Origin of the sequence: Nocardia sp. NBC_00881, assembly GCF_045207455.1 — a bacterium.
Lineage (GTDB): Bacteria > Actinomycetota > Actinomycetes > Mycobacteriales > Mycobacteriaceae > Nocardia.
Map to the genome: position 1 here is coordinate 7,878,037 of NZ_CP108798.1, position 23,631 is coordinate 7,901,667.

Here is a 23,631-nt window from a genome sequence, read left to right on the forward strand (position 1 = left end):
ACATTGGATGGTGGACCGTAAACCGCCGCGGCCGCGGCGGATCTCCGAAGGCTCCTCCGAGCATGAGGTGTATCTGCCGACCGGTGCGCTCTCCCCGAACCGGCAGACTCGCGACCCTCTACCGGACACGCTGCTCAAACGCGTCAAGCAGTTCTCCGGCCGTCTCTCCACCGAGGCGGTGGGGTCGATGCAGGATCGGTTGCCGTTCTTCACCGATCTGGATGCCGCGCAGCGCGCCGGTGTGCAGATGCTGGTGCAGACCGCGGTGGTGAACTTCCTGGAATGGCTACAGGATCCGGATAGCGACATCCGGTTCAGCCTCGACGCCTTCCAGGTGATCCCGCAGGACTTGGCGCGGCGGCTCACCCTGCGCCAAACCGTGGACATGGTTCGCGTCGCGATGGAGTTCTTCGAGCAGTGGCTGCCCGCCCTCGCACGCAACGACCGGCAGTTGGTCGCACTCACCGAGGCGGTGTTGCGCTACGGGCGTGAGCTCGGGTTCGCCGCCGCCTCGGTATATGCCAGCGCCGCGGAGTCGCGCGGCGCGTGGGACACCCGGCTGGAGGCACTCGTCGTCGACGCCGTGGTGCGCGGGGACACCGGCCCGGACATGCTGTCCCGGGCCGCGACGCTGAATTGGGACGCCACCGCGCCGGCGACGGTGCTGGTGGGCACCCCACCCGGCGAGCAGGGCGTCTCCTCGGTGGGAGCGGTGCACTCCATCGCGGCACGGCACGGCCGCGCCGCGTTGGCCGTGGTCCAGGGCACCAGGTTGGTGATGGTCGTCTCGGGGCATCTGGGCGATTCCTCCTATGTCTCTCCGTTCCTGGCCGACCTGCTCGCCGAGGTGTTCTCCGACGGTCCGGTGGTGATCGGCCCGACCACCCGCACGTTGGGCGCCGCGCACGCCAGCGCGCTGGAAGCGCTGGCCGGAATGGAGGCCGTCGTGGGCTGGCGCGGGGCGCCTCGGCCGGTGCACGCGACGGAGTTATTGCCTGAACGCGCTTTGTTGGGCGATCGAGCTGCGATCGACGCGTTGAACGAGTACCTTGTCCTACCGTTGGCCGCGGCGGGGTCGTCGCTGGCGGACACCCTCGATGCTTATCTGGATTGCGGTGGAGCGGTCGAGACGTGTGCGCGTCAGCTGTACGTCCATCCAAATACGGTTCGGTATCGCCTCAAGCGCATCGCCGAGATCACGGGCCGTGATCCGATGAATGCGCGGGACGCGTATGTGTTGCAGATCGCCGCCACAGTAGGTCGTTTGACACGAACCCGTAACGAATCGTCAACATCGGTCCCAGAGGTCACTCATGCCGCACTGGGCTCCGAGGGCTTGTAACGCGTCTGCCTGATCGATCGATCGGGCCAAGTCACGTGGACATTTGTGGGAGTCCCACAAAACCTGCTCAAATCCTTCAGTGGCGTCGACATCTCGTGCGGACCGCCTCACAGTGTTTTCTTAGAGACGTGATCGCGTTGTTCGCCCCAGGACAGGGCTCCCAGACACCCGGCATGCTCGCGCCATGGCTCGACCTTCCAGGCGCGAATGATCGCCTGACCCTGTGGTCCAAGGCTTCCGGCCTCGACCTGGTTCGTCTCGGCACCACCGCGACGGCGGAGGAGATCACCGACACCGCCGTCACCCAGCCGCTGGTTGTCGCCGCCGCACTTCTCGCGTTCGCCGAAATTGCGCGGGATTCACTGCCGGCGGCTACCATCATCGCCGGACACTCGGTCGGTGAGCTCGCCGCCGCCGCCATCGCCGGCGTCATCTCTGCCGACGACGCGGTCAAGTTGGCCGCTATCCGCGGAGCGGAGATGGCCAAGGCGTGCGCGCTGGAGCCGACTGGCATGTCCGCGGTGCTCGGCGGCGATGAGGCCGCCGTGCTCGAACGGCTCCTCGACCTCGACCTCGTCCCGGCCAACCGCAACGCGGTGGGCCAGATCGTGGCCGCCGGTCGGCTGGAGGCCCTCGCGGAGCTCGCCGCGAACCCACCGGAGAAGGCCAGGGTTCGCGCATTGCCTGTCGCGGGAGCGTTCCACACCACGTTTATGGCTCCGGCGCAGGATGCTGTGACCGAAGCCATAGCGACGATCTCGCCGAACGAGCCGACCAGGACCCTGCTCTCGAACTTCGACGGCAAGCCGATCGCGTCTGGACAGGATGCGATCGCCAAGCTTGCCGCGCAGGTCACCCGGCCCGTCCGATGGGATCTGTGTATGGAGACCGTCCGGCAGGCCGGGGTATCGGCGGTGGCGGAATTGCCGCCGGCGGGCGCCCTCGTCGGCATCGCGAAAAGGGAGCTGAAGGGCACGCCGACGCTTGCTTTGAAGACCCCGCAAGACCTCCCCGCGTTGGCTGAACTGACCACATCCGGCTAGCTTTCCTCCGCGACCGTGCATCCATATGCAAGGTCGTGACCGAGCGAGTGGTAACTATCGCCCGACTCGATCCGAAAAACCAAGTAAAGCCCCGCAAAGTAAACAAGAAGGGAGCCACGAAGTGGCCGCTCTGACCCAGGAACAAATCGTCGAGGAGCTCGGCAAGATCATCGAGGAGGTGACGGGTATCGAGCCGTCCGAGGTGACGATCGAGAAGTCTTTCGTCGATGACCTGGACATCGACTCGCTGTCCATGGTCGAGATTGCGGTTCAGACCGAGGACAAGTACGGCGTGAAGATCCCCGACGAGGATCTGGCCAGCCTGAAGACGGTCGGCGACGCGGTCGCCTACATCCAGAAGCTCGAGGCCGAGAACTCCGAGGCGGCCGCTGAGCTCAAGGCCAAGTTCGACAACGCCGAGTAGGGCCGAAACTGTGACCACTCCTTCCACCTTGAACGGGAACTTCCCCAACGTCGTCGTAACTAGCCTGGCGGCGACCACGTCGATCGCGGGTGACGTCGATGCGACGTGGAAGGGACTCCTCAACGGCGAGAGCGGCATCGACGTTCTCGAGGATTCCTTCATCGAGGAATACGACCTTCCGGTCCGCATCGGCGGCCACCTGAAGGTTCGGCCGGACACCCTGCTGACTCGTGTCGAGTGCCGGCGCATGGCGTACGTCGAGCAGCTCGCGACCGTACTCGGTCGCGAGGTGTGGCGGAACGCGGGCAGCCCGGAAGTCGACCCGGAGCGGCTGGGTGTCGCCATCGGCACCGGGTTGGGTGGCGGCGACGCTCTCATCGACTCGGTTGACAAGCTGAAGAACGGTGGCTATCGCAAGATTTCGCCGTTGGCTGTCCAGATGGTCATGCCGAACGGCCCGTCGGCCGTTGTCGGTCTCGAACTGAAGGCCAGGGCAGGAGTGGTCACTCCGGTCTCGGCGTGCTCGTCCGGCTCCGAAGCGATCGCCAATGCGTGGCGGATGATCGTCATGGGTGACGCGGACATCGTCGTCACAGGTGGTGTCGAAGGCTTCATCGACGCGGTGCCGATCGCGGCGTTCACCATGATGCGCGCCATGAGCACCCGCAACGACGACCCGAAGGGTGCCTCGCGCCCGTTCGACAAGGATCGCGACGGCTTCGTCTTCGGTGAGGCCGGTGCCCTCATGGTCATCGAGACCGAGGAGCACGCCAAGGCACGCGGTGCCACGATTCACGCGCGCGTGCTCGGCGCGGGCATCACCTCCGACGGCTTCCACCTGGTCGCGCCCGACCCCACGGGCGACGGCGCGGCGCGGGCGATGACCAGGGCGATGCAGACCGCTGGACTGACGAAGAAGGACATCACCCACATCAACGCCCACGCGACCGCGACGCCGATCGGCGACACCGCCGAGGCGAACGCGATCAGTAAGGCCGTCGGCAGCCACGCCTCGGTCTACGCGCCCAAGTCGGCCCTGGGCCACTCGATCGGCGCCGTCGGCGCTCTCGAGTCGGTACTGACCGTGCTCAGCATCCGGGACGGCATTGTCCCGCCGACGCTGAACCTGGAAAGCCAGGATCCCGAGATCGACCTCGATGTGGTGAAGGGCGAGGCCCGGCGCCAGGAGATCGAGTACGCGATCAACAACTCGTTCGGATTCGGTGGGCACAATGTGGCGCTCGCCTTCGGTCGGGCATAGCCGCGCGATCGACTGCACAAGGGTCACGGCGGGGTCGGCCAACTGGATTGGCACGACCCCGCCGTGGTTCGACCTACGCAGCCGCAAGCAGCGGCGAACTCATCGAGGTGAGGAGAACACGCGATGACCATCATCGCTCCGTTTCAACAAGAGACTGCGGCCGATCCACGCGATCCGTTAGGTCGACTCCAGCGCTTCTTCGACCCTGGCACCCTTCTTCCGCTGCACCCGCGTGACAAGTCCGGCGTGCTCGCTGCCATCGGGGAGGTGGACGGTGTCCGCACCGTAGCCTACTGCTCCGACGCCACCGTCATGGGCGGCGCGATGGGCGTGGCGGGCTGCAAGCACATCGTCGACGCCATCGACACCGCCATCGACTCCGGTGTCCCGGTGGTCGGGCTGTGGCACTCCGGCGGCGCTCGTCTCGCCGAGGGTGTCGAGGCCCTACACGCGGTAGGCCTGGTCTTCGAGGCCATGGTCCGCGCGTCCGGCCTGGTTCCGCAGATCTCCGTGGTGCTCGGCTTCGCCGCAGGTGGCGCCGCCTACGGTCCCGCGCTGACCGACATCGTGATCATGGCGCCGGAAGGCCGCATCTTCGTGACCGGTCCGGACGTGGTGCGCAGTGTGACCGGCGAGCAGGTCGACATGGCCACCCTCGGCGGCCCGGAGACGCACGGCAAGAAGTCCGGCGTCACCCACATCGTCGCCGACGACGAGGCCGACGCGATGCACCGGGCGCGCCGCTTGGTGTCCATGTTCGCCGAGCAGGGCGAGTTCGACCTGGCCGCGGCCGAGCACGGCGACGTCGACCTGAAGGCGATGCTGCCGGAGTCGGCAAAGCGCGCCTACGACGTGAAGCCGATCATCCACGAACTGCTCGACAACGTCGACGGTGAGTCGACGTTCGAGGAGCTGCAGGGCCGCTACGCGCGCAGCATCGTCACCGGCATCGGCCGCCTCGGCGGTCGCACAGTCGGCGTGCTGGCCAACAATCCGATCCGGCTCGGTGGTTGCCTGAACTCCGAAAGCGCCGAGAAGGCCGCGCGTTTCGTACGGCTGTGTGACGCCTTCGGCATTCCGCTGGTCGTCGTCACCGACGTACCGGGCTACCTCCCCGGCGTCGGCCAGGAGTGGGAAGGCGTGGTGCGTCGCGGCGCGAAGCTGCTGCACGCGTTCGCTGAGGCGCGCGTTCCGCGGGTCACGCTGGTCACCCGCAAGATCTATGGTGGCGCCTACATCGCGATGAACGCCCGCTCGCTGGGCGCGACCGCGGTCTACGCGTGGCCGGGCTCCGAGGTGGCCGTGATGGGCGCCAAGGCCGCGGTCGGCATTCTGCACAAGAAGGCCCTCGCGGCCGCGCCGGAGGAAGAGCGCGAAGCGTTGCACGAGCGGCTGACCGCCGAGCACGAGCGCATCGCGGGTGGCGTCGAGCGTGCCGTCGCGATCGGCGTCGTGGACCAGGTCATCGACCCGGCCAAGACGCGCAGCGTCATCGCCGCTGCCCTGGCGGCAGCGCCGTCCCGTGCGAGCAACCACAAGAACATCCCGCTCTGACCCATCGCACACCCAGTGGGCCCCGGAGACGTCCGGGGCCCACTGTGCGTTTTCTACCGGACTTCGCACGGCGGCTCAGTTCCCCGCAGATGTTGCATGCGTGCAGACGTAAGCGGTTGCGTGAAGTCGGGATATATCGATGGGGTAGCGGAGGCGCAACACGGGGGAAACCGGGGCGATACAGGGGATTCGTAGGGTTCGTCGCGTGGCTGTGATGATTGAATCCTCGGGGGAAGTGGGCGACGAGGTGGCGTCGCGGACGCCGTGGTGTCGGTCGCTATTCGTGCAGTTGCTGGTCGCCATCGTGGCGGGCATAGTGCTCGGGGCGCTCTGGCCGGATTTCGGCGCTGATCTCAAACCGCTGGCCGACGGATTCGTCAAGCTGATCAAGATGGTGATCGCGCCGATCATCTTCTGCACGGTGGTGCTCGGCATCGCCCATGTCGGCGACATGAAATCGGTGGGGCGGATCGGCGTGAAGGCGCTGATCTACTTCGAGGTCATCACCACCTTCGCGCTGCTGTTCGGACTGCTGGTCGGCAACCTGGTCAAGCCGGGTGCCGGGTTCGACATCGACCCGCAGACTCTGGCCACCGGTGCGGACAAGATCGCGCAGAAGACCGGCAGCGGCGAGCTGCCGCACACCGTCGAGTTCCTGCTGAACATTATTCCGGCGTCGGTGGTTTCCGCGTTCGCGGAAAACATGCTGCTGCAGGTGCTGTTCTTCGCGGTGCTGTTCGGGCTGGCGCTCGCCAAGTTCGGTGAGCACGGCCCGCCGATGATTCTGGAGGCGGTCGACCACATCGGGCGAATCTTCTTCACCATCATCGGATGGATCATGCGGTTGGCGCCGCTGGGCGCGTTCGGCGCGATGGCTTACATCGTCGGCCAGTACGGTCTGTCCTCGCTCGGCAGCTACGGCAAGCTCATCGCCTGCTGTTACGGCGCTGCGCTGCTGTTCCTGCTCGTCCTCGCGGTGGTGGCGCGGGTGTTCGCCGGGGTAAACCTGTGGAAGCTCGTGCGATACATCAAGGACGAGTTGTTTCTGGCGCTCGGCACCGCCTCCACCGAAGTGGTTCTGCCACGGATCATGATCAAGCTGACCGGAGCGGGGTGCTCCCGGGCGACGACCGGCCTGGTGATCCCGACCGGGTACTCGTTCAACCTCGACGGTGCGACGCTGTATCTGTCTATCTGCGTGCTGTTTCTGGCGCAGGCGCTCGGTGTCGATCTGAGCCTGGGGGAGCAGATCACCGCGGTGGGGGTGTTGATGCTGACCTCGAAGGGGATGGCGGGCGTGCCCGGTTCGTCGTTCCTGGCGCTGTCGGCCACGATCAGCGCCATCGGGCACGGCGCGATCCCGGTGGCGGCGGTGGCGCTGCTGCTCGGCGCCGACCGCATCATGGACTCGATGCGGGTCACGGTGAATCTGCTCGGCAACTGTGTCGCGACCGTTGTGGTCGCGGCATGGGAAGGTCAGCTGGACATCGCGCGGATGCGCGCAGTCCTCGACGGCGCGACTGTGGCGCCGCAGCCGGGCCCAGGCCTGCCCGACGCCTCTGGCGTAGCGGCGTCAGCGAAAACAGGACGCTAGATCCACGGGCGCCGCGGCGTAAGACCAGACGCCTGCATCGAAGGTCTCGATCCGGACCAGTGCGACGAGCCGCTGCTGGTCAGGGCCGGGTTGTTCGCGTTGTCGCGATCGCAGCGGTTGGACGGGGCAGAATCCGGGTATGGCGTCCGAGACGCGGGACCGAAAGCGGCACGGCAGGCATTACACGCCGCCCGCGTTGGCGCGGTTCCTTGCGGGCCGGCTGCTGCGGCATGTCGTGCCGTCGGAATCCGGGGTCCTGCGCGTCCTCGATCCGGCTTGCGGTGACGGCGAGCTGCTGTTCGCGGTGTACGCGGAGGTCGCGGCACGGCTTCCCGGCGCCCGGCTTGTCCTGACCGGCTACGACCTCGACGGCGACGCACTGGCGGTGGCACGCGAACGGGCTGGTGCAGCAGGGATTGTCGTGGACTGGCAGGTGGCCGACTTCCTCGCGGTCGAGGCGGACCTCGCGGACGGTTCGTTCGACGCGGTGATCACCAATCCCCCGTACGTGCGGACCCAGCAGTTGGGCGGATCGACGGCACAGCTGCTGAGCAAGCGTTTCGGGTTGCGCGGACGGATCGATCTGACGCATCCGTTCGTCGCGACACTGCCACGGCTGCTGCCTACCGGAGGCATGCTCGGCCTGTTGTCCGCTAATAGATTCCTGACCACTAACGCGGGTGCGAACATTCGGCGGCTGCTGGTGAGCGAGCTGGCACCGGTCGAACTGTACGACCTGGGCGATACGAAACTTTTCGCGGCGGCTGTGCTACCCGCGATCACCATCGCGCGTCGCGGCAGCTGCCGGGACAGCTGCCGATACGTTTCCGCGTATCAGGTGAGCTCTGGCGAAATACCCGGTGGAAAGGACCTTTTCGATGCGCTGACAGCGGATCATCGCTCGCTCGTCCAGCACAACGGGCGCACCTTCGCCGTCGAGGTGGGCAGGTTGGTGACCGGGCGTCATCCACCGGACACCTTGACGCGGCGTTTCGGAGCGGAGCAGGCTCTTACCGACGAGAGGTTCACTGCGAGTGAACGTTCGGATACCGTGCCGGTTGGGTTTCCGGCGTCTCCCGAGCGCTCGGAAAGGGATGGTTCGCGGGCTCGACGAGAGGAAACACGCGGGAATACCGCGTCCCGTGGGGGGCGCGCGCTCGACGCCGCGTGGCGGATGTCGCACGACGCGGTCGACATCTGGCTGGCGAAGGTCGGCGCCGCCACTTGGCGCAGCTTCGGTGATGTCGCGCGCATCCGGGTCGGCATCAAGACCACTGCGGACCGCGTTTTCATCTCCGACCGCTGGGCCGAAGCCGACCCCTGCCCCGAGCCTGAGCTCCTGCTCGCCCTGATCACCCACCACGATCTCCGCCCGTGGCTGGCCACCCGCCATCGAGACATCCGCGTGCTGTATCCCTACGACCTGACGCGTTCACGCCGCGCCCCCGTCGATCTCGACGACTTCCCGGACGCCGCGGCGTATCTGCTGGCCAACAAGAAGACGCTCGCCGCTCGCCACTATGTCACCGCGAGCGGGCGGGCCTGGTTCGAGATCTGGGTTCCGCAGCGCCCGCACCTGTGGCGCGAGCCGAAGCTCGTCTTCCCGGACATCAGCGATCGTCCGCGTTTCGCGCTGGACCGATCGGGCGCGGTGGTCAACGGCGACTGCTACTGGATCTCACTGTCCGACCTGGCCTGCGCTGACGCCGACGCGGTGAGGCTGGCGTATCTGCTGATGGGCGTAGCCAATTCGGAGCTCGGGCTACGGTTCTACGACGCGGTCTGCGGCAACCGTCTGTACTCCGGCAGGCGGCGCTGGATCACCCAGTACGTGTCGCGGCTTCCGCTGCCCGACCCGGGCACGGCCCGGTCCGCGGACGTCGTCGATCTGGTCCGCGAGTTGGTCGAAGGCCGTGCGCCCGACGCCGCGGCCCAGATCGAGTTGGACGAGCGCGTGGCGGCGGCGTTCAGTCTGCGGCTAGACCCCGACCCCGACCATCGGCAGCAGGGTGCGGCGAGCGAACTCGCGCGCGGCATCCTGGTCGCTCACCGGGATGAGGCCGTCGGGGGTGAGCGCGAGCGAGAGAGCCAGCCGGGCCATGATCTCGGCGACCAAGTCGGCATCGAAGTCGTGCGTGCCGCCGGCAGCCCGTAGTTCGCGCAGCTTCTCGGCCAGATAGCCGCGGCCGACGGCGAGGATCGGTCCCGCGTCGGTGGTGAGCCGGGGCAGGATCAGGTCGGGTTCGGTCCGCAGCAATCGGCGCAGCAACTCGTTGCCCGCGATGGCGCCGATGAAGGCGACGAAGATTTCCACAAGCTGATCGTCGGTGCCGGAAACGATGTGCACCTGCCGGTCGATAGCGGCGACGAAGCGCTGCGCTTCCCGCACACTCACCGCCTCGACGAGGTCGTTCTTCGACTCGAAGCGCCGGTACAGGGTGGCCGGGCTGATGCCCGCGCGGCGCGCGATCTCGCCCATGCTGGTCCGCTTGATGCCGAAGTCCAGGAACGCCGAGAGCGCGCTTTCCAGCAGCTTCTCGCCGTCGGCGACCGGTTTCTCCAGGATGCGCTGCAGCATGGGCGGAACGGTAGGCATCGGATCTCCAGTGGTCTCGGCGCGGACGCCAGGCGGGTGGGCCGCGCGGAGCGGCACAGCGACGGTGCGGACGGGGACGTTCATTATTCCACCGGGATACCGCGGTGTGGTCGGGCATGTCCGACGGGAACCGAGTATCGGACGGTCTGGACTCCGGCGCGACGACAATGCCCTGCGCGCGAGACACTTCGCCTGCCGATCATTGTCGAGACCGCAGCGTCCGCGCTTGGACGGTAGCTGACAACCGGTGCGAATGCGGGCCGCCCCCGGTTGCGCTGGATCAGCACACCACGGTCGGATCTGTCACGGTCGTCGCGACAACATGACACGCGGCGACCGTGGCGTTCGAGTCACTGACGGGGTAGATTCAGCTCGGCCATTTCCTGCTCGATCGCGTTCGCGGCGAAATTGACACCGGTGGAACGTAATTCATGAACCCGACGCTGGAGTGCCTCGACTCCGCCAGGTTGGGCCGCGATGTCGGCCACGCTGATCCGCCTCTTGGGCCGGTGTACACCCGACTGCACGTACGACACCGTGATACCTCCTGCCTGCACGCTCACCCAGCGACCCGGGTTGGTTCACCACTGCGCTACGAGCCGCACGGCAACCGTTCCGGCAGGAGACCCCGGGTCGCCGGGCACGCTGGCTGAATGTTATCAGCGCTTCCGGCGGGGCCTTCGATAAATGTGCTCTGTATCACACCTCATTTGCCGTGCGGTGACGGGATGTGTTGTGTAGATAGACGGTCGCATTCAGGCGAATGCGATCTTGCTCCGACTCGCCCAGTTCGCGGCGGACCTTGCCGGGCACACCGGCCACCAGTGAGCCGGGCGGAATCCGCGCGCCCTCCGGGATCAGCGCATTCGCCGCGATCAGACTGCCTGCTCCGACGACGGCGCCGTTGAGGATCGTGGCGCCCATGCCGACCAGGACGTCGTCGCCGATTGTGCACCCATGCAGGATTGCGTTGTGTCCCACCGAGACTCCGGTGCCGACGGTGACCGGGAAGCCTGGGTCCGCGTGTAGCACGCAGCCGTCCTGGATATTGCTCCGGGCGCCGACCTCGATCGCCTCCAGGTCGCCCCGCAGCACCGCGCCATACCAGACGCTCACCTCGGTCGCGAGCAGGACGCGGCCGATCACTGTGGCGTTCGGCGCGATCCACGCGCTCTCCTCGATTTCCGGCGCATACTCGCCGACCTGAATCCGCATGTTCACGAACCTAGCCGTGCCCCCTGGAAGCTGGCGCGGTGGGCGGCCGGGTCGGCTGCGGGTGTCGTTTCGCCGGTTGGTGTCGGCGGCGATCCTGGTCGATGTCGTGATCCACGCCCTCGAATCGACGCGGAAGCCGGCTCACGGTCTGGAGGCGGGTACCGCACTATCGGCCACGGGTCGGCGCGTCCGGTTGACCCGTTCTCGATGAAAGAGATCGATCGGTATTACCGCGACCGCGGTTCTCAGCGCAGTGGTCTACACCGTCCCGATGTCGGTCCGCTGTCGCGCTTTGTGCCCGAGGTTCGAGCGGCTTCCGTGATGGGTCGCTCCACCCGACAGCGGGAGCGCCGTCTGAAGAAGCTTGCGGCCGGGTGCTCGGCCGCGCTGCGGCATGTGCTCCACGCCTCCCACTCGATGGTCTCCTGATGTCGGATGGCCTCGCAAGTCGATGCAGCTGATGGCGCAGCGTTGGGGCCCGGCTCGGGGCAGCTGGTTGCGGCGGCCCCGGCCTGGTGCGTTTGGCGGACTGTCGGCGCAGTCGCCGTATCCGACCGGCGAGTTCGTTCGAAAGATGTCGCAGCTCGTCGGCGTGGACGGACGCATCGATCGGCAAGTTTCTCGGTGGTCTGCACCATGATCGTGCCGCTGCGGGAATTTGCCGTCGAAGTGCGAAACCGCGGCTTTTAGGACTCGGGCTGCTCAGCATAACCGTGGGGTCCACACGATGCGGGTCTTGTTTCCGGGTTTTCTTCGGCGCGGCGCGAAAACTAAATGTCTGTAAGAAACCCTAGATGACTGTAAGGGAACTGCGCTAGCGCCTTCTGTCCGGACTGGGATGGCGTCACGATATCGAGGTTCCGAGATGGATGCCCTCGCCCGCATGACCCATCGCATATTCATCACTATTACTTCGGCAGGCAACGAAATGGAGAGAAATGGTTGAAGCAGATCCCGGCGCCGGCAAGGTTCATCTCAGCGAACAGGAAGCCGCCGACGTCGTCAACGAACTCATCAACTCCGTCGACGCGGTCCGCAGGACGATCGACAACATCGGTCAGGACATCGAGGCCGCCAAAGGGGGGTGGCAGGGCGACGCCTCCGGCGCCTGCCAGGCGGCCGCCGAGGCATGGGGAGCGGAGGCGTTCGCACTGAACAAAAAGCTCAATCAGCTGATGGAGACGGTCTCCGAAGGCAACCAGACGCTGACGTCCGTCGACGCGAGCAACGTCGACTCCTTCACCAATCTCGTCTAGAAAGGTCTTCCATGGCCGACATGAATTACGACCGCGGCACACTGGAAACACTGATCGATCAATTGCATACGCATGAAAGCACTCTCGGGGTAGAGGTGGATAATCTCAAAATTGTCGCGGGGAAATTGATCAATGTGGTGTGGGAGGGCAACAGTTCCGCCGGGGACTTCCAGGCGGCGCACGACAACTGGATCAACGAATTCTCCGACACCCGCGATAAACTCGCGAAAATGCGGAGTGCCATTGACGACGCTCTCATCAACGCCTTCGCCGCCGACAAGAAGGTGTCCGACAGCTTCAGGTGACCGGGTAATGTCGGCTGTTCCCCGTCGCCTGGTATCGATTGGGTGACGGGGAACAGCCGACCAAGGCCACCAACGCCCATGGTCGTCGGCTTGGGCCAGTGCCAGCTCACCTCGGACTTGCCACGCTACCCGGCCTTCGGTTCCGCCGCCGGGTCCGGACCGCTCCAAAGGTAACCGTAGCCGTGCAGCGTCGTGATCAGACCGGGGCGGTCGAGTTTGGACCGCAGTGTTCCGATGTGAACGTCGAGCGTGCGGGTGGATCCGGGAAAAGCGTTGCCCCAGACACGATCTAGTAGTTCCTGACGGCTCACCGCGGAGTTGGGCTGCCGCACGAGCGCCCGCAGCAGTGTGAATTCCATCGGGGTCAATGGAACGTGTCGACCGGCCACCTCGACGCGCCGTCCGGCCAGATCTACCCGGACATCGCCGGCGACAACCATGTTCGGCGGTGGCGTTCGGTCGCGGGACAGGCGGCGGATGACCGATTGGAGCCGCACGATCAACTCGGTGACTCGCGCCGGCTTGACCAAGTAGTCATCGGCACCGCCGCGCAGACTTCGCACCACGGTGCGCTCGTCGGTGCGGGTTCCGACCATCACCACCGGGATCCGGCTCACCTGACGTAGTTTCCCCAGCGCCGCCAACCCGGACATGTCCGGCAATTCCAGGTCGAGAATTACCGCATCGTAGTCGTGATGGGTCCGCAGCACATCGGCGCCGCGCGGCAACTGTTGGACCGTCAAGCCGCGCATGCGCAGTTCGGTGACCAAGGCGGCGCTGGAGCCACCGACTACCGCGAGCTGCATGGGTCGGCCTTGGCCGTGCTCTCCCAAAGGTGAACGATCCATCCCGTGGTTCACGCTCGATCGACCTCCCCACCACCTGAACGGTGGTGTTCGTTATGACTGACAACGGCTTGGAGCGGAGGAGCACATCACCTGGGATGGACCCATCAACTCGGGCTCACGGTCGCCTGCCGTCCTTACTCGAGGCTTACTCCGGGCTTACCGGCGTGGAAGTCCCGGAGCGTATTCGGGAGTGATCAGCGCGGCTCGCGATTCTTGGAGCAAGGTGAACCGCGGATACCGCCTGCGCGTTCTACCGGCCGTTGTGCATGGACTGGAAGATCACGAGGGTTTCGTCCTGATGGCGCTGTGCCAGTTCGTCATCGCCGAGCCCGCGGTAGACGGCGGCGAGGTGGTACAGCGCGAGGCCCTCGAGGAGTTTGATACGCGCGGCTCGGGCTGAGGCCACGGCGCGAAGGCCGTGGCGCAGGGCGTCGTCGAACTGTTTACGTTCGCTGTACAGCGACGCCAGCCCGCAGAGGACGTGGGCCTGCGACGGGAGGCTGGCGCATTCCTCGGCAATGGCGAGGGCCTCATGTAGACACGTCTCCGCCACATCGGGATGTCCCTGTTGCAAGTGCAGGTTGCCCAAATGGGCCAGCGGCCAGTGGGTGCGTGACCGGTAACCGATCGATCGGTACAGGTCGACGGACCTTCGCAGATGGTGTACGGCCTCCTCGGTTCGGCCGTCGTGTCCGTACATCACACCGAGGCTGCCTGCGCATGCAGCCTGTGTCGCCGCGTCGTCTGCTCGTTCGAGCAGTCCGGCGGCGCACTCCATGTCGTGTAGCGCCTCCGCTCGGTCACCTTTGCGAGCCTTCAGCATCGCCAGGTGCCGGAGTGCCATTCCGTGGGCGATGGGGTCGTCGCGGTCCTTCGCCACCGCGGCGGCTGCGGTGTGCAACACCCAGGCGTCGTCGAGGTGCCAGCCGAGATCGAGATACCAGCCCAGTGCTTTGGAGAAGCTGTCGACATAGGAGCCGAGGCCCGACTCGTCGGGATCGGCCGGGTGCCGGAAGTGGATCGCCGCCGACAGCGTCGCCGCCCGAATGATGGTGCCGCGTTCGGTATCGAGCCATTCCAGCGCGGCCGCATGGGTTGCCAGCGTAGGGGACACCGGGACCCGACCGTCGGTGCGAACCGTACCGTCGAGGGCGTCGATGAGGCGAGCGGCGTTCGAGGCGGTCTGCAGGTAATAGTCGAACAGGCGGGTAAGGGCGCGTGCTCGTTCCGTCGCGGTGTCGGTGGTGTCGGCGAGTTCGGTCGCGTACGCCCGGACCAGGTCATGGACGTGGTAGCGGCGGTTCGCCGACTCCTCGACAAGATTCGCTCGTACCAGCTGCTCGAGGTTACGCCGGGTGGTGCGCAGTTCGCCGTTGCCGACGAGCGCGGTCGCCGCGTAGGCGTCGATGTCGTATCCAGGGTGTGGGCCGAGCATCCGGAATAGATGTGCCGCACCCGGTTCGAGATGACGGTAGGACGAGGCGAAGACCGCCCGCACCGAAGTCTGCGGATCGCCGTCGATGTCGAGCATGTCGAGGGCTTGTTCCGCGGTGAGATCGGCGACGAACTCGCTGATTCGATAATGAGAGTGTGCCCGAACACGTTCGGCGGCGATGCGCAGCGCCAGCGGCAAGCGGGCGCAGCGCTCGATGAGTTCGGCGGACGCCTCGGGCTCGGCATCGCAGCGGACGCCGAGCAGCTGGCTGAGCAGCGAATGCGATTCGTCGGCGGTCATCGGGTCCAGTTCGATGCGGTGCGCACCCTCTCGAACAACCAGCCCGGCCAAGGTATCTCGGCTGGTGATCGCCACGAAGCAGCTCGGTGTGCCGGACAACAGGGGCCGCACCTGGTCGGCGCCGTGCGCGTTGTCCAGCACGATAAGCATCCGTTTGCGAGCGACCACTGTCCGGAACAGCGCCGCCCGCTCGGGCAGCGTGGCGGGTATGACGCTCCCGTCGACGCCGAGCGTCCGCAGCAGCGTCGCGAGAGCGTCGCCGGCTGCGACCGGTTGATCAGGGCTGTAACCCTGGAGGTCGATGAACAGCTGACCGTCGGGGAACGATTCCATGACCCGGTGTGCCCACCGGATGACCAGTGCCGTCTTGCCCACGCCACCGCTGCCGACGATCACGCAGATCCGCGCCGCCTCGCCGTCGGTCGATAGTCGATCCAGCCGGGCCAGTTCGGCGACGCGGCCGACGAACCCGGACACGTTGTGCGGCAACTGCATCGGGGCGGACGCCGACGTCGGTGGAGGACCGGACGTGATCGACTCGCCGTCCAGAATCTGTTTCTCGAGCCGACGGAGTTCCGGGCCCGGCTCCAGGCCGAGCTCGTCAACGAGAGTCTTGCGGGCGTCGCGATAGGCGGCGAGGGCGTCCGCGCGCCTGCCGCTCTGATACAGCGCGGTGATCAGCAGGTCGTGCAGGCGTTCCCGCAACGGATGCTTGCCGACGAGTTCGGACACCTCCTCGATCACCGTCGCGTGCCGGCCGCAGCGGAGCTCGGCGGCATAGAGCTGCTCGAGGGCCGTCAACCGCCGCTCGGACAACCGCTGGATCTCCACAGTGAGATCGGGCAGATCCACCCCCTCGTAGGGGGTTGCGCGCCATAGTCCCATGGCCTCGCGGATCAGTTCGACGCATCGTTGCGCATCGTGGGTGTACTCGCTTGCCCGGTCGAGGAGTGTGCAGAACTGTTCGGAGTCCAGCTCACCGTCCAGTACCCGAAGCCGGTATCCGCCGGTATCCGCCGAAAGCCGGTTCGGGTCGTCGAGGATCCCGCGCAGCCGGTGTACCAGGACCTGAAGGCGCTGCAGCGTGTTGGGATTCCGCCGCTCCCGCCAGAGTATTTCGAGCAGCGTGTCGGTGGGCACCGGACTGTTCGCCCGCAGCAACAACACCGCAAGCAGGTTCCGGCGCAGCTCGCCGTGCACCGCCACCGTCTCGTCGCCGCGGTGTATCCGCATGGGCCCGAGAACCGCGAACCGCAATCTGGCGTCCACCTATCCACCCTGGGGACCGGCGGTGATGATGGGTCGCCCGGCTGCGGGGATATCCGATGGGAACAGCGGGTGTTCCATGATCTGGCCGTACGCATAGACCGCGTCCCTGAGTATCTGCCTCGACGGCTCGACAGCGGCCAGCAGTAGCACCAGTTCGTCGCTGCGGCGCTCGAAAACCATGCCGCGCAGCGCCATCCCTTCGGCGGGATCGGCCCGCAGTCGGCCCAACTCCACCTGACTTACGTCGACGCGCCGCGACAGCATCGACGCCGCCAGCACGTTGTCGGAGTCCAGCAGTTCGTCCCACCACTCATCCGGCACGTCGCGGTCGGTCCGCACGGCGGTGAGGATGCGCTCCCGCACCGCCGCCACGACCTCGCCCTCGGCACCTCGCGCCGCTCTCTGCACTCGCGTATGCGCATCCCAGGCCAACTCCACACACCGCTGCCGCACCGCGTCATCCGCGACCCCCTCGATGTGAGCCGACAACGGCGGCGAGGCCACCACGCCCAACCGATCCACGAATCCCGCGCTCGGCGAACCCAAGTCCATCTCTTCCGCCGATCCAGCCACCGATCGTTCCACCGGCACATCCCCACACCAGGCCCGTACTGCGTCCACGTCCTGCGACGACACCAACGCAGACAACCGAGCACCCGACTTCGCCCCCCACGCGGCGCCGAATTCCACCAGCACCCGCGCCGGGTCGGATACGCCCTCCCACATCAAGCCCCCGCGGTCGAAGGACTCGCCCCACACCCACGGCACCGATACCTGCGGCGGCAACCACAAACCCGCGGGGAGCCAACCCCGGCCCTCGTTCGACGTCAGGAACACGCACACACCACCGGGGCCACGCATCACCGACACCGCCCACCCCAGTCCCGGCACCGCCGAACCTACTGCCGCCAATACCCCGCTCAGCAGTGTCCGTGCCAGCACCAGGTCGCCGGCATCGCGCTCCTCCACGATGAACGAAGGCGCTGCCGCGGCCGTCATCGCGACCCCGACCGCTTCCCACACTGCCTCGGCACTCTTGGCCCGGTCCGGCGACGCCGGGGGCACCGGAGGCGATACCGCGGGCGCCGGAGGGGATACCGGGGGTGCCGGAGATGCCGCGGGCGCCGATATCCGCGAGGGTGGAGCGTTCGGGTTCGGCTGTGCCGGACCGGGTGGTGCGCCAGCCGCCGGCGCAGTCGGTGCGACGGGAACGCCCGAACCGACCGGCTGCGGCAGTGTCGTGGTCGGTTGGCTCACTGCTCCGATCTGTATCGCCGACACACCCGATCCCTGCATCGCGATCGGCACATTCGGTATGTCCTTTGCCTCGTGGTCGGGCACGGTGCGCGAGGTAGGTTCGGGATCCAGGTCCATAGACTCGGGCTCGGTCGCCGAATCTACGGGCGACGCTGCCGAATCCGGTTGTTCCGAATTCATTTGTGATGCTGAATTCGTCTGTGACGTTGTCGAACCAGTTTGTGACATTGTTGAATCTGGTTGTGGCGCTGTCGAATCCGGCACGGACGCCGCATTCGATTCTGCGGCTGCGTGTTCGGGAGTGTGGGCGGTCACGCTTTCCGGTGCGGGTGCCTGGTGATCCGGGTTCGGCACCGCAGTGGGCGCGGCATCCTGCGGCGTCGGCAGAGGGGTTCCGGAGGCGTTGGGCGGCGTCGCAGCAGGTGTGGCACCGGAATCGATCGTTCGCCCGCCTTTTTCGTGCGACGGCTGACCGGCGTCCGTCGGCCCTCTGCCATCGCCTACCGGGGGAATGTTCGTATCGTGCCCAGGCGGCGGGCTTCCGGGCTGTAGTTCTGTCAACTCCAGCGGGAGCAGCGGGAACCGGATGTCCGGGCGTGGCGTCAGATCCGCGGGTACCTTCCCGCCTTCGTGGTCCTCCGGGACACCGCCGATGCCCGGATGATCCGGCGTCGGTTTACCCCCCTCGGAGCGGCGACGGTCGGGACCCCACGGGTCGGATGCTCCCAAAATATCGGCGAGCCGCGCAAGTTCGGGCAGTCCCGTCGGGCTGATCTCCCGCAACGCGGACCGGGCGATGTCGTCGACGTCGCTTCGTGCCTTGCCGACGATGTAATCGACGCCATCGCCGTCGTTCCCCCTCTTGTCGTCCTGGATATCACGCGATGCTTGGTCGACGATGTCGAGAATCTTGTTGCGCGTCCGGTAGATCAAGTCGGAGAAGGCGCGGAAGGCGTCGGCAGCAGCGAATAGAGCGTCCTGGAGGGCTAGCACTTCGTTGCTCAGGGCGAGCATCCGGTCCTTGACCGGCTGCAGTCCCTCGCTCGAACGAACTACCTCGTTGAAGTTTTGCCTGGCCTGCAAGACGTCGTCGACCGCGAGCGCAGCCGCACCTTCCCGCGTCCGCTCCTCCAGGGCACTCCAGCTCCCCGGGGAGATCACGGGCCAGTTCTCTCCAACGATCGCGCTCCAGTACGGATTCTCTTGCTCCGGCGTCATTGCCGGTCATCTTCGAGCATTCCCAGAAGTGGGGATAGCCGCCGGAGGCTGTGGTTTGTAACTCTGAAAAGCGCGCGAAATTCTTACATTCTCCTAGGTCGATTGCCTTACGCGGACGGGACTGCCGGATGGCTTGCGCGACACAATGCGATTACAGAGTCGCGAGCTCCACGGGTATTCGCCGGAAGAGTTGGTCGCCGACCGGTTCGACGTCGGTTGCGCCGTCGCGGTTCCTTGACGACGTGTCTCGGCGCTACCTCGGGAGGAGTGTGGTCGGATGACCAGCAATTCGTTGGACGATATGGCGATGCGGTGGACGGAGCTGTCGAACGACGTGGGCTCGGGCAAGCTCAGCCTGGCTGACGGCGTCGCCATTGCCTGCGCACAGGCGTGCGCTGACGCATTCGGGAGGGTGCGGGGGATTCGAGCGGAGGTCACCAAGGCGGGAACGCTCGGCCCGTTGGGAGGGCGCCTGAAGTCTGGTTATGACCTGGCGCAGAAGTACAACGGCAAGCTGATCGAACTCGATCTGATTCTGGACTCGCACGACCGCATCCTCACCAACATGTTCGCCACGCTCGTCGCCGCGGGCAAAGCATACGAGGGCGCCGAGGTCGACTCGGTCACCGGTTTCGATCTCATCACTCCCTCGGGGGGCTTCAAGAAAGACAACCCGGACAAGTATGAGATCGAAATGACGAAAGGGGCTTTGTCTACCGAATCCGGTGTCGCTCCGATGTTCCCGGAGGCGTCGTCCATCGCGTTCGGGGGAGAGTTCGAGGGACCCGGCGATGATGGGTACTGGGACGTCGATCCGGAGAACGCGTACACCCTGACTCGGAGTGAGCTCCACGATCTCGGTCAAGCCATTCCTGGTGTGCTGCAACCACTGTTGGACTTTTCGGCCAGATGGAACTGGGTGGCCGATGAGGTGGACGACGTCATGGGTGCTCTCAACACCGCCTTGTCCATCGCCACCGATGGCGACCATTGGAAGTGCGGCTGGAACAGCCCCGCCGCCGATAGAGCCAAGAAGGCTACCTTCGACTACATCACCGAATCGTTCCGGCTCACCGGGGGTATCCGGGTCGTCGCGGACAATCTCAGCTACACCTCGGAATGGCTCAACAACACCCGGTGGCTCATGCCGGCGACGCCGCAACCTGACTTGGTCGACCACAACGGGTACGAGAGCGCCATCGAGAGTGGCGAGGAGGCAGCCGCACGAGTCCTGTTCCATGCCCGCGCTCACTTTGCCCGTCACTACGTTCCGGGTGTCGTTGTGTCGGCATCCAAGATGCCGATCCTACCCGAGCCGATGAGTCCGGTCGTGGATCCCGATAAGGATCCAGAACCACCTGGGCCTGAATGGCCCCCGTTGGGGCCCGGCGGGACAACGGGCTCCGGGCCGGGTTGGACAGCGGCGACGAGTGGTGCCGGCGCAGTCGGCGATATGGGTGGGTACCCGGATGGGGGTCTCGGGGCAGGCTACGGTGATGGACCGAGATCAGCAGATGGAATCAATTCGGGTGCAAGCGCTCTCGGTCAACTGAGTAGTCTCGGCAGCGACGCGGTGAGCGGCCTGCAGGGTGCGGCGAGCGTTGCAAAGGAGGCGGCCGCGGGCTCTCGATCGACTCTGCCAGCGAGCCTGTCCAACGCGCCCGGCGCCGCGCATAAACCGGGCATGACCGCAACCGGCAGCCTTGGGGCAGGGAGTCCGTCCGCTGCGGGCGGTATCGGCCCGGGCGGCCCAGGTCTGTCTGCGAATACGGTTCGCAACGAAGCGTCCCGGCTGTTTCCACGGGCGAGCATCCCTGTGGGTACAGGGCTTGGCGCCATGCCGACAGCAGGCATGCCCCCAATGGGCGGGTATCCTCCGGGCGCACCGGGGTTGGGCCAGGGCGGTCGGCAGGACGGCAACAAGTATGAGCGGCCCGAACATCTCAATTCCGCGGAGCATATGAACGAGGCTTTGGGTGAATCCCAATTCGCTACCAGGCCGGTGCTCGAACAGTGAATCGAATGTGGAGCTTGACCGATCTCGAGCTTGTGGTGCTGTGGGAGCGGATGAAGGAGGACGGCGTGCTGCCCAGGCCGTTCGTGTTCACCAGTTCTACTCTGCTGCACCGCGATTACGAGCGGGAAAAAATGCAGACCGAGGATCGACTTCGGGATGAAGTTGTGCCCACGCTGGGTGGCATCCTCGAGGTCGTGGCTCGCCCTGACATCCGCGTCGTGGTATACGGTTGGGATCCGCGCAACCCGAAGGACCCGGAATCGTACATCCGGCTGCTCGCTGTGCGCCGCGCGGACCGTGCGTTTCTGCTGACTCAGAAACCCGGCGAAACCATCTGGCACAGTGGCGGATTCACCATTGTCGAGCACCACGTACTGGCACTGTCCGACGCCGTCGTGTCGGCCCTGCACCAACCCTGCGCCGGTAGCCGGGGTGAGGTGGTGCTGACCACCATGGGCGATCGCACAGCTGAACTCGACGACACTTACTACCGTCCGGTCCATCGGGCCGCCGATGACACACCTCAGCAGCGGTCCGCCGAGTTTCGAAGCTCGGCGGCGGACAGCGTCGGTGTCATCGAGATAAGCCAGGGCGCTTCAGTTTTCGGACCCCGCGGCATCACGCGACATGTACTGCGGTGGCGGGATATCGTAGGAGACGGCCGCTACGCGATCACACCAGGTCCCCCGCCGGTCGCGATACCCGCCGGAAACCGCCGCATGACCGAATTACTCAACTCCCGCCTCGCCGACGTGGTACGCACGATCAAAGATGAACCGACCCGATGAAACGCGTGCGGCACGGATACACCGAAAAGCCCCCCGTATGAGGAAATTTCGAGCTGAAATGGTGAACGCTCGAAAGCGCTGGTTCGGTGGATCGGCAGCGGACCTCGCTCGCTGATGCAGTGGACGGACGCTGTGTGCAGGCGCTCGGTCAGGCCGGGTTCCAGTCCGCAGTCGATGCAGTGCCGGCGGTGCCAGGCCTGGCCATTTCCATCACGTCGGACGCGTCCATGACCGCCCGGGCGTGGGGAGTGACGGTCTGATGAATCGGATTCGGGACTATCGGGATGGTAGTGGTGATCGACGGCAGGTCGAGGTCGGGCGATCGAGATGTTGTACAGATGCTCCTGCCAGGGGCATCAGGTGTCCACGGGGCCACCGCGGCGTCGGTACCGGGCGGTGCTATCGGCCCCGGTCGCACCACTTGCGGCGGGGTGCCGAACCAGGTCTGATTCAGCTGCCATGATGTCGACCCGAGAAGTGGCCAACGCGCGGTCGGAGGCTGCCATGACATGGTCGGCAAGCCGGTCGACCATGTGCCGGTAAAGTCGAAACCCGGCCAATCCGCGAATACTCCGGTCGCAGGAGTGGGCGAGCCGGCGGCTGGTATGCCATTCAGCCGGCCAGCGGGCGACCTGAGATCAGCGGCGGTCGCGACGTTGCCGGTACCACCGAGAAGATCTGCGAGGGTGGCATCGTCGGTGTAGCTGGCTGGGTCGGTGGTCTCGAAGAATCCTGGGTCCATTCCGGCATTTACGATGCTGGGGTCGTCTGCCCACAGGTCACTGTCCGGTGGGTTCTCGGCTGGTGGGTTCTCGGCTGGTGGGTCCTCGACCGGTGGGTCCTCGACCGGCGGGGTGAGCTTTTCTTCGGCCTCCTTGTTGGCTCTGGCCGCGTCAGCGACCTTCGTTTCCACGTCGCCCAGCAACTGGTAGAGGTTGTCGAGCACAGTCCGGACCTGGGCTGCGTTCAGGTAGTAATTATTGGCATCCCAGGCCTCGGCATCGGGATCGGTGGAGATCGCGGGTTGTATGACCTGGAACTGGGCGTTGGTGTCGTCGATCTTGCCGCCGATCTGGGCCATAGTCGTATCGCTGGTGGTTGCGGCCAAGTCGGCGGCAGCGCTGGCCCCGTCGGTGCTGTCCTTCCACATCTGGGCCTGAGCTATCAGCTCTGCTGTCTTTTCGTTGGTCGCATAGGCCGATTCCGACAGGTTTACGGTATCGAGTAGATTCCAATCGGCGAGCTGGGCATCGGTGTCAGGCGGAAGCGTTGTGTTGCCGGGCGTGCCGAACAGGTTGACCGACTTCTGGATCGCACCCTCCGCGTACGTGATGAGTGCACGTACAACATCGGTTGAGCCGTCTGGCTGTACCAGGATCACCCGGTCGAGGTTCATCGACTGCCAGTTATCCCTGGACCACAGCACATCTCGGGTTTTTGTGTCGACCAAAACGAGGTTGCCGTCATCCTGGAGGATGAGCTCGGTCTCGCCGGTGGGATTCGTCGTGGACCATAGTCCGCGTGTCCAGCTGCCGTCGCTGCTGTATTTGGATACGCAGAGCTGTCCCAGGCTTAATTCCAGAGTGTTGGCGCCAGTGCCGTCGGTATTCGATTCCCACAATGCTGTCGCATTCGGGCCGGTCCGGCCGTCGGCACTCGGACCGTACAGCACCAGATTTCCGTCGGCCTGCATGGTCAACCGGAACAGGCCGTTTTGCGATACCAGTTGGTTGGTGCCAGTGCTGCTGAGCGATTCACCAGCTTTCAGCGTGTCACCCATACAACTCCAATGTCTACATCAAGCTCTGCCTGTCCGCCGGCATCGGCGTCAACACCGAGCTGGTCACGGGTGGGGGAATTCCGTATGTTTCCGGGCCCTTCCCGCGGCGGATAGGATTCGCACCGAACC

General features: G+C 65.7%; 17 protein-coding genes and 1 pseudogene. 11 read left to right on the forward strand and 7 right to left on the reverse strand.

The genetic code is table 11. The features are described from left to right. Positions 1-7 precede the first annotated feature (7 nt). From OH799_RS33520 to OH799_RS33550, 7 genes and pseudogenes are all read left to right on the forward strand, one after another. Positions 8-1,342, forward strand: coding sequence for a PucR family transcriptional regulator (locus OH799_RS33520; RefSeq protein WP_406272729.1), 1,335 nt, complete (start codon positions 8-10; stop codon positions 1,340-1,342). A gap of 128 nt (positions 1,343-1,470) precedes the next feature. Further along, on the forward strand, positions 1,471-2,385 hold the full coding sequence (locus tag OH799_RS33525) for an ACP S-malonyltransferase (RefSeq protein ID WP_406272732.1): 915 nt from the start codon (positions 1,471-1,473) through the stop codon (positions 2,383-2,385). 121 nt (positions 2,386-2,506) lie between these two features. Next, complete coding sequence (gene acpM, locus OH799_RS33530) at positions 2,507-2,809, forward strand: meromycolate extension acyl carrier protein AcpM (protein WP_218475618.1); 303 nt, start codon at positions 2,507-2,509, stop codon at positions 2,807-2,809. Between the two features lie 10 nt (positions 2,810-2,819). Continuing rightward, positions 2,820-4,070, forward strand: a complete 1,251-nt coding sequence (locus OH799_RS33535; RefSeq protein ID WP_406272736.1) for a KasA/KasB family beta-ketoacyl-ACP synthase — start codon at positions 2,820-2,822, stop codon at positions 4,068-4,070. A gap of 123 nt (positions 4,071-4,193) precedes the next feature. Then, positions 4,194-5,624: an acyl-CoA carboxylase subunit beta gene (locus OH799_RS33540; RefSeq protein WP_406272739.1), complete on the forward strand. Its 1,431-nt coding sequence runs from the start codon at positions 4,194-4,196 to the stop codon at positions 5,622-5,624. Positions 5,625-5,838: 214 nt separating this feature from the next. Continuing rightward, a complete protein-coding gene (gene dctA / locus OH799_RS33545; protein ID WP_406282826.1) occupies positions 5,839-7,218 on the forward strand; it encodes a C4-dicarboxylate transporter DctA in 1,380 nt (459 codons plus the stop codon). Positions 7,219-7,357: 139 nt separating this feature from the next. Then, a pseudogene (locus OH799_RS33550) lies at positions 7,358-7,915 on the forward strand (Eco57I restriction-modification methylase domain-containing protein); the annotation flags it as partial. A 1,281-nt stretch (positions 7,916-9,196) separates the two neighbouring features. Here OH799_RS33550 and OH799_RS33555 read toward each other — a convergent pair. The 3 genes from OH799_RS33555 to OH799_RS33565 form a co-directional block, all read right to left on the reverse strand. Next, the gene (locus OH799_RS33555) at positions 9,197-9,898 is read right to left on the reverse strand and encodes a TetR/AcrR family transcriptional regulator (RefSeq protein WP_406272742.1); all 702 of its coding nucleotides are present in this window, start codon (positions 9,896-9,898) and stop codon (positions 9,197-9,199) included. 266 nt (positions 9,899-10,164) lie between these two features. Then, complete coding sequence (locus tag OH799_RS33560; protein WP_406272745.1) at positions 10,165-10,350, reverse strand: hypothetical protein; 186 nt, start codon at positions 10,348-10,350, stop codon at positions 10,165-10,167. A gap of 163 nt (positions 10,351-10,513) precedes the next feature. Next, positions 10,514-11,029 carry a gamma carbonic anhydrase family protein gene (locus OH799_RS33565; protein WP_406272748.1) on the reverse strand — a complete coding sequence of 172 codons (516 nt, stop codon included), beginning with the start codon at positions 11,027-11,029 and terminating at the stop codon, positions 10,514-10,516. 938 nt (positions 11,030-11,967) lie between these two features. Between OH799_RS33565 and OH799_RS33570 the strand changes: the two genes are divergently transcribed. Further along, positions 11,968-12,285: a WXG100 family type VII secretion target gene (locus tag OH799_RS33570; RefSeq protein WP_406272751.1), complete on the forward strand. Its 318-nt coding sequence runs from the start codon at positions 11,968-11,970 to the stop codon at positions 12,283-12,285. 11 nt (positions 12,286-12,296) lie between these two features. After that, positions 12,297-12,590 (forward strand): hypothetical protein, encoded by a 294-nt coding sequence (locus OH799_RS33575; protein WP_406272754.1) that lies wholly within the window; start codon positions 12,297-12,299, stop codon positions 12,588-12,590. Between the two features lie 125 nt (positions 12,591-12,715). Here the strand turns inward: OH799_RS33575 and OH799_RS33580 are convergent, their stop codons facing one another. The 3 genes from OH799_RS33580 to OH799_RS33590 all read right to left on the reverse strand — a co-directional run bounded on the left by OH799_RS33580 (position 12,716) and on the right by OH799_RS33590 (position 18,917). Beyond that, on the reverse strand, positions 12,716-13,396 hold the full coding sequence (locus OH799_RS33580) for a response regulator transcription factor (protein WP_406272757.1): 681 nt from the start codon (positions 13,394-13,396) through the stop codon (positions 12,716-12,718). Positions 13,397-13,688: 292 nt separating this feature from the next. Then, a complete protein-coding gene (locus OH799_RS33585) occupies positions 13,689-16,442 on the reverse strand; it encodes a BTAD domain-containing putative transcriptional regulator (protein ID WP_406272760.1) in 2,754 nt (917 codons plus the stop codon). Next, positions 16,443-18,917: a hypothetical protein gene (locus OH799_RS33590; protein ID WP_406272764.1), complete on the reverse strand. Its 2,475-nt coding sequence runs from the start codon at positions 18,915-18,917 to the stop codon at positions 16,443-16,445. A 277-nt stretch (positions 18,918-19,194) separates the two neighbouring features. Here OH799_RS33590 and OH799_RS33595 point away from each other — a divergent pair, with 277 nt between their 5' ends. After that, positions 19,195-20,934 (forward strand): hypothetical protein, encoded by a 1,740-nt coding sequence (locus tag OH799_RS33595; protein ID WP_406272767.1) that lies wholly within the window; start codon positions 19,195-19,197, stop codon positions 20,932-20,934. A 14-nt stretch (positions 20,935-20,948) separates the two neighbouring features. Then, positions 20,949-21,722, forward strand: a complete 774-nt coding sequence (locus tag OH799_RS33600) for an ESX secretion-associated protein EspG (RefSeq protein WP_406272770.1) — start codon at positions 20,949-20,951, stop codon at positions 21,720-21,722. Between the two features lie 148 nt (positions 21,723-21,870). On the opposite strand, the gene OH799_RS33605 is transcribed toward OH799_RS33600, so the two are convergent. Beyond that, the gene (locus tag OH799_RS33605; protein WP_406272773.1) at positions 21,871-23,502 is read right to left on the reverse strand and encodes a hypothetical protein; all 1,632 of its coding nucleotides are present in this window, start codon (positions 23,500-23,502) and stop codon (positions 21,871-21,873) included. Positions 23,503-23,631: the final 129 nt, after the last annotated feature.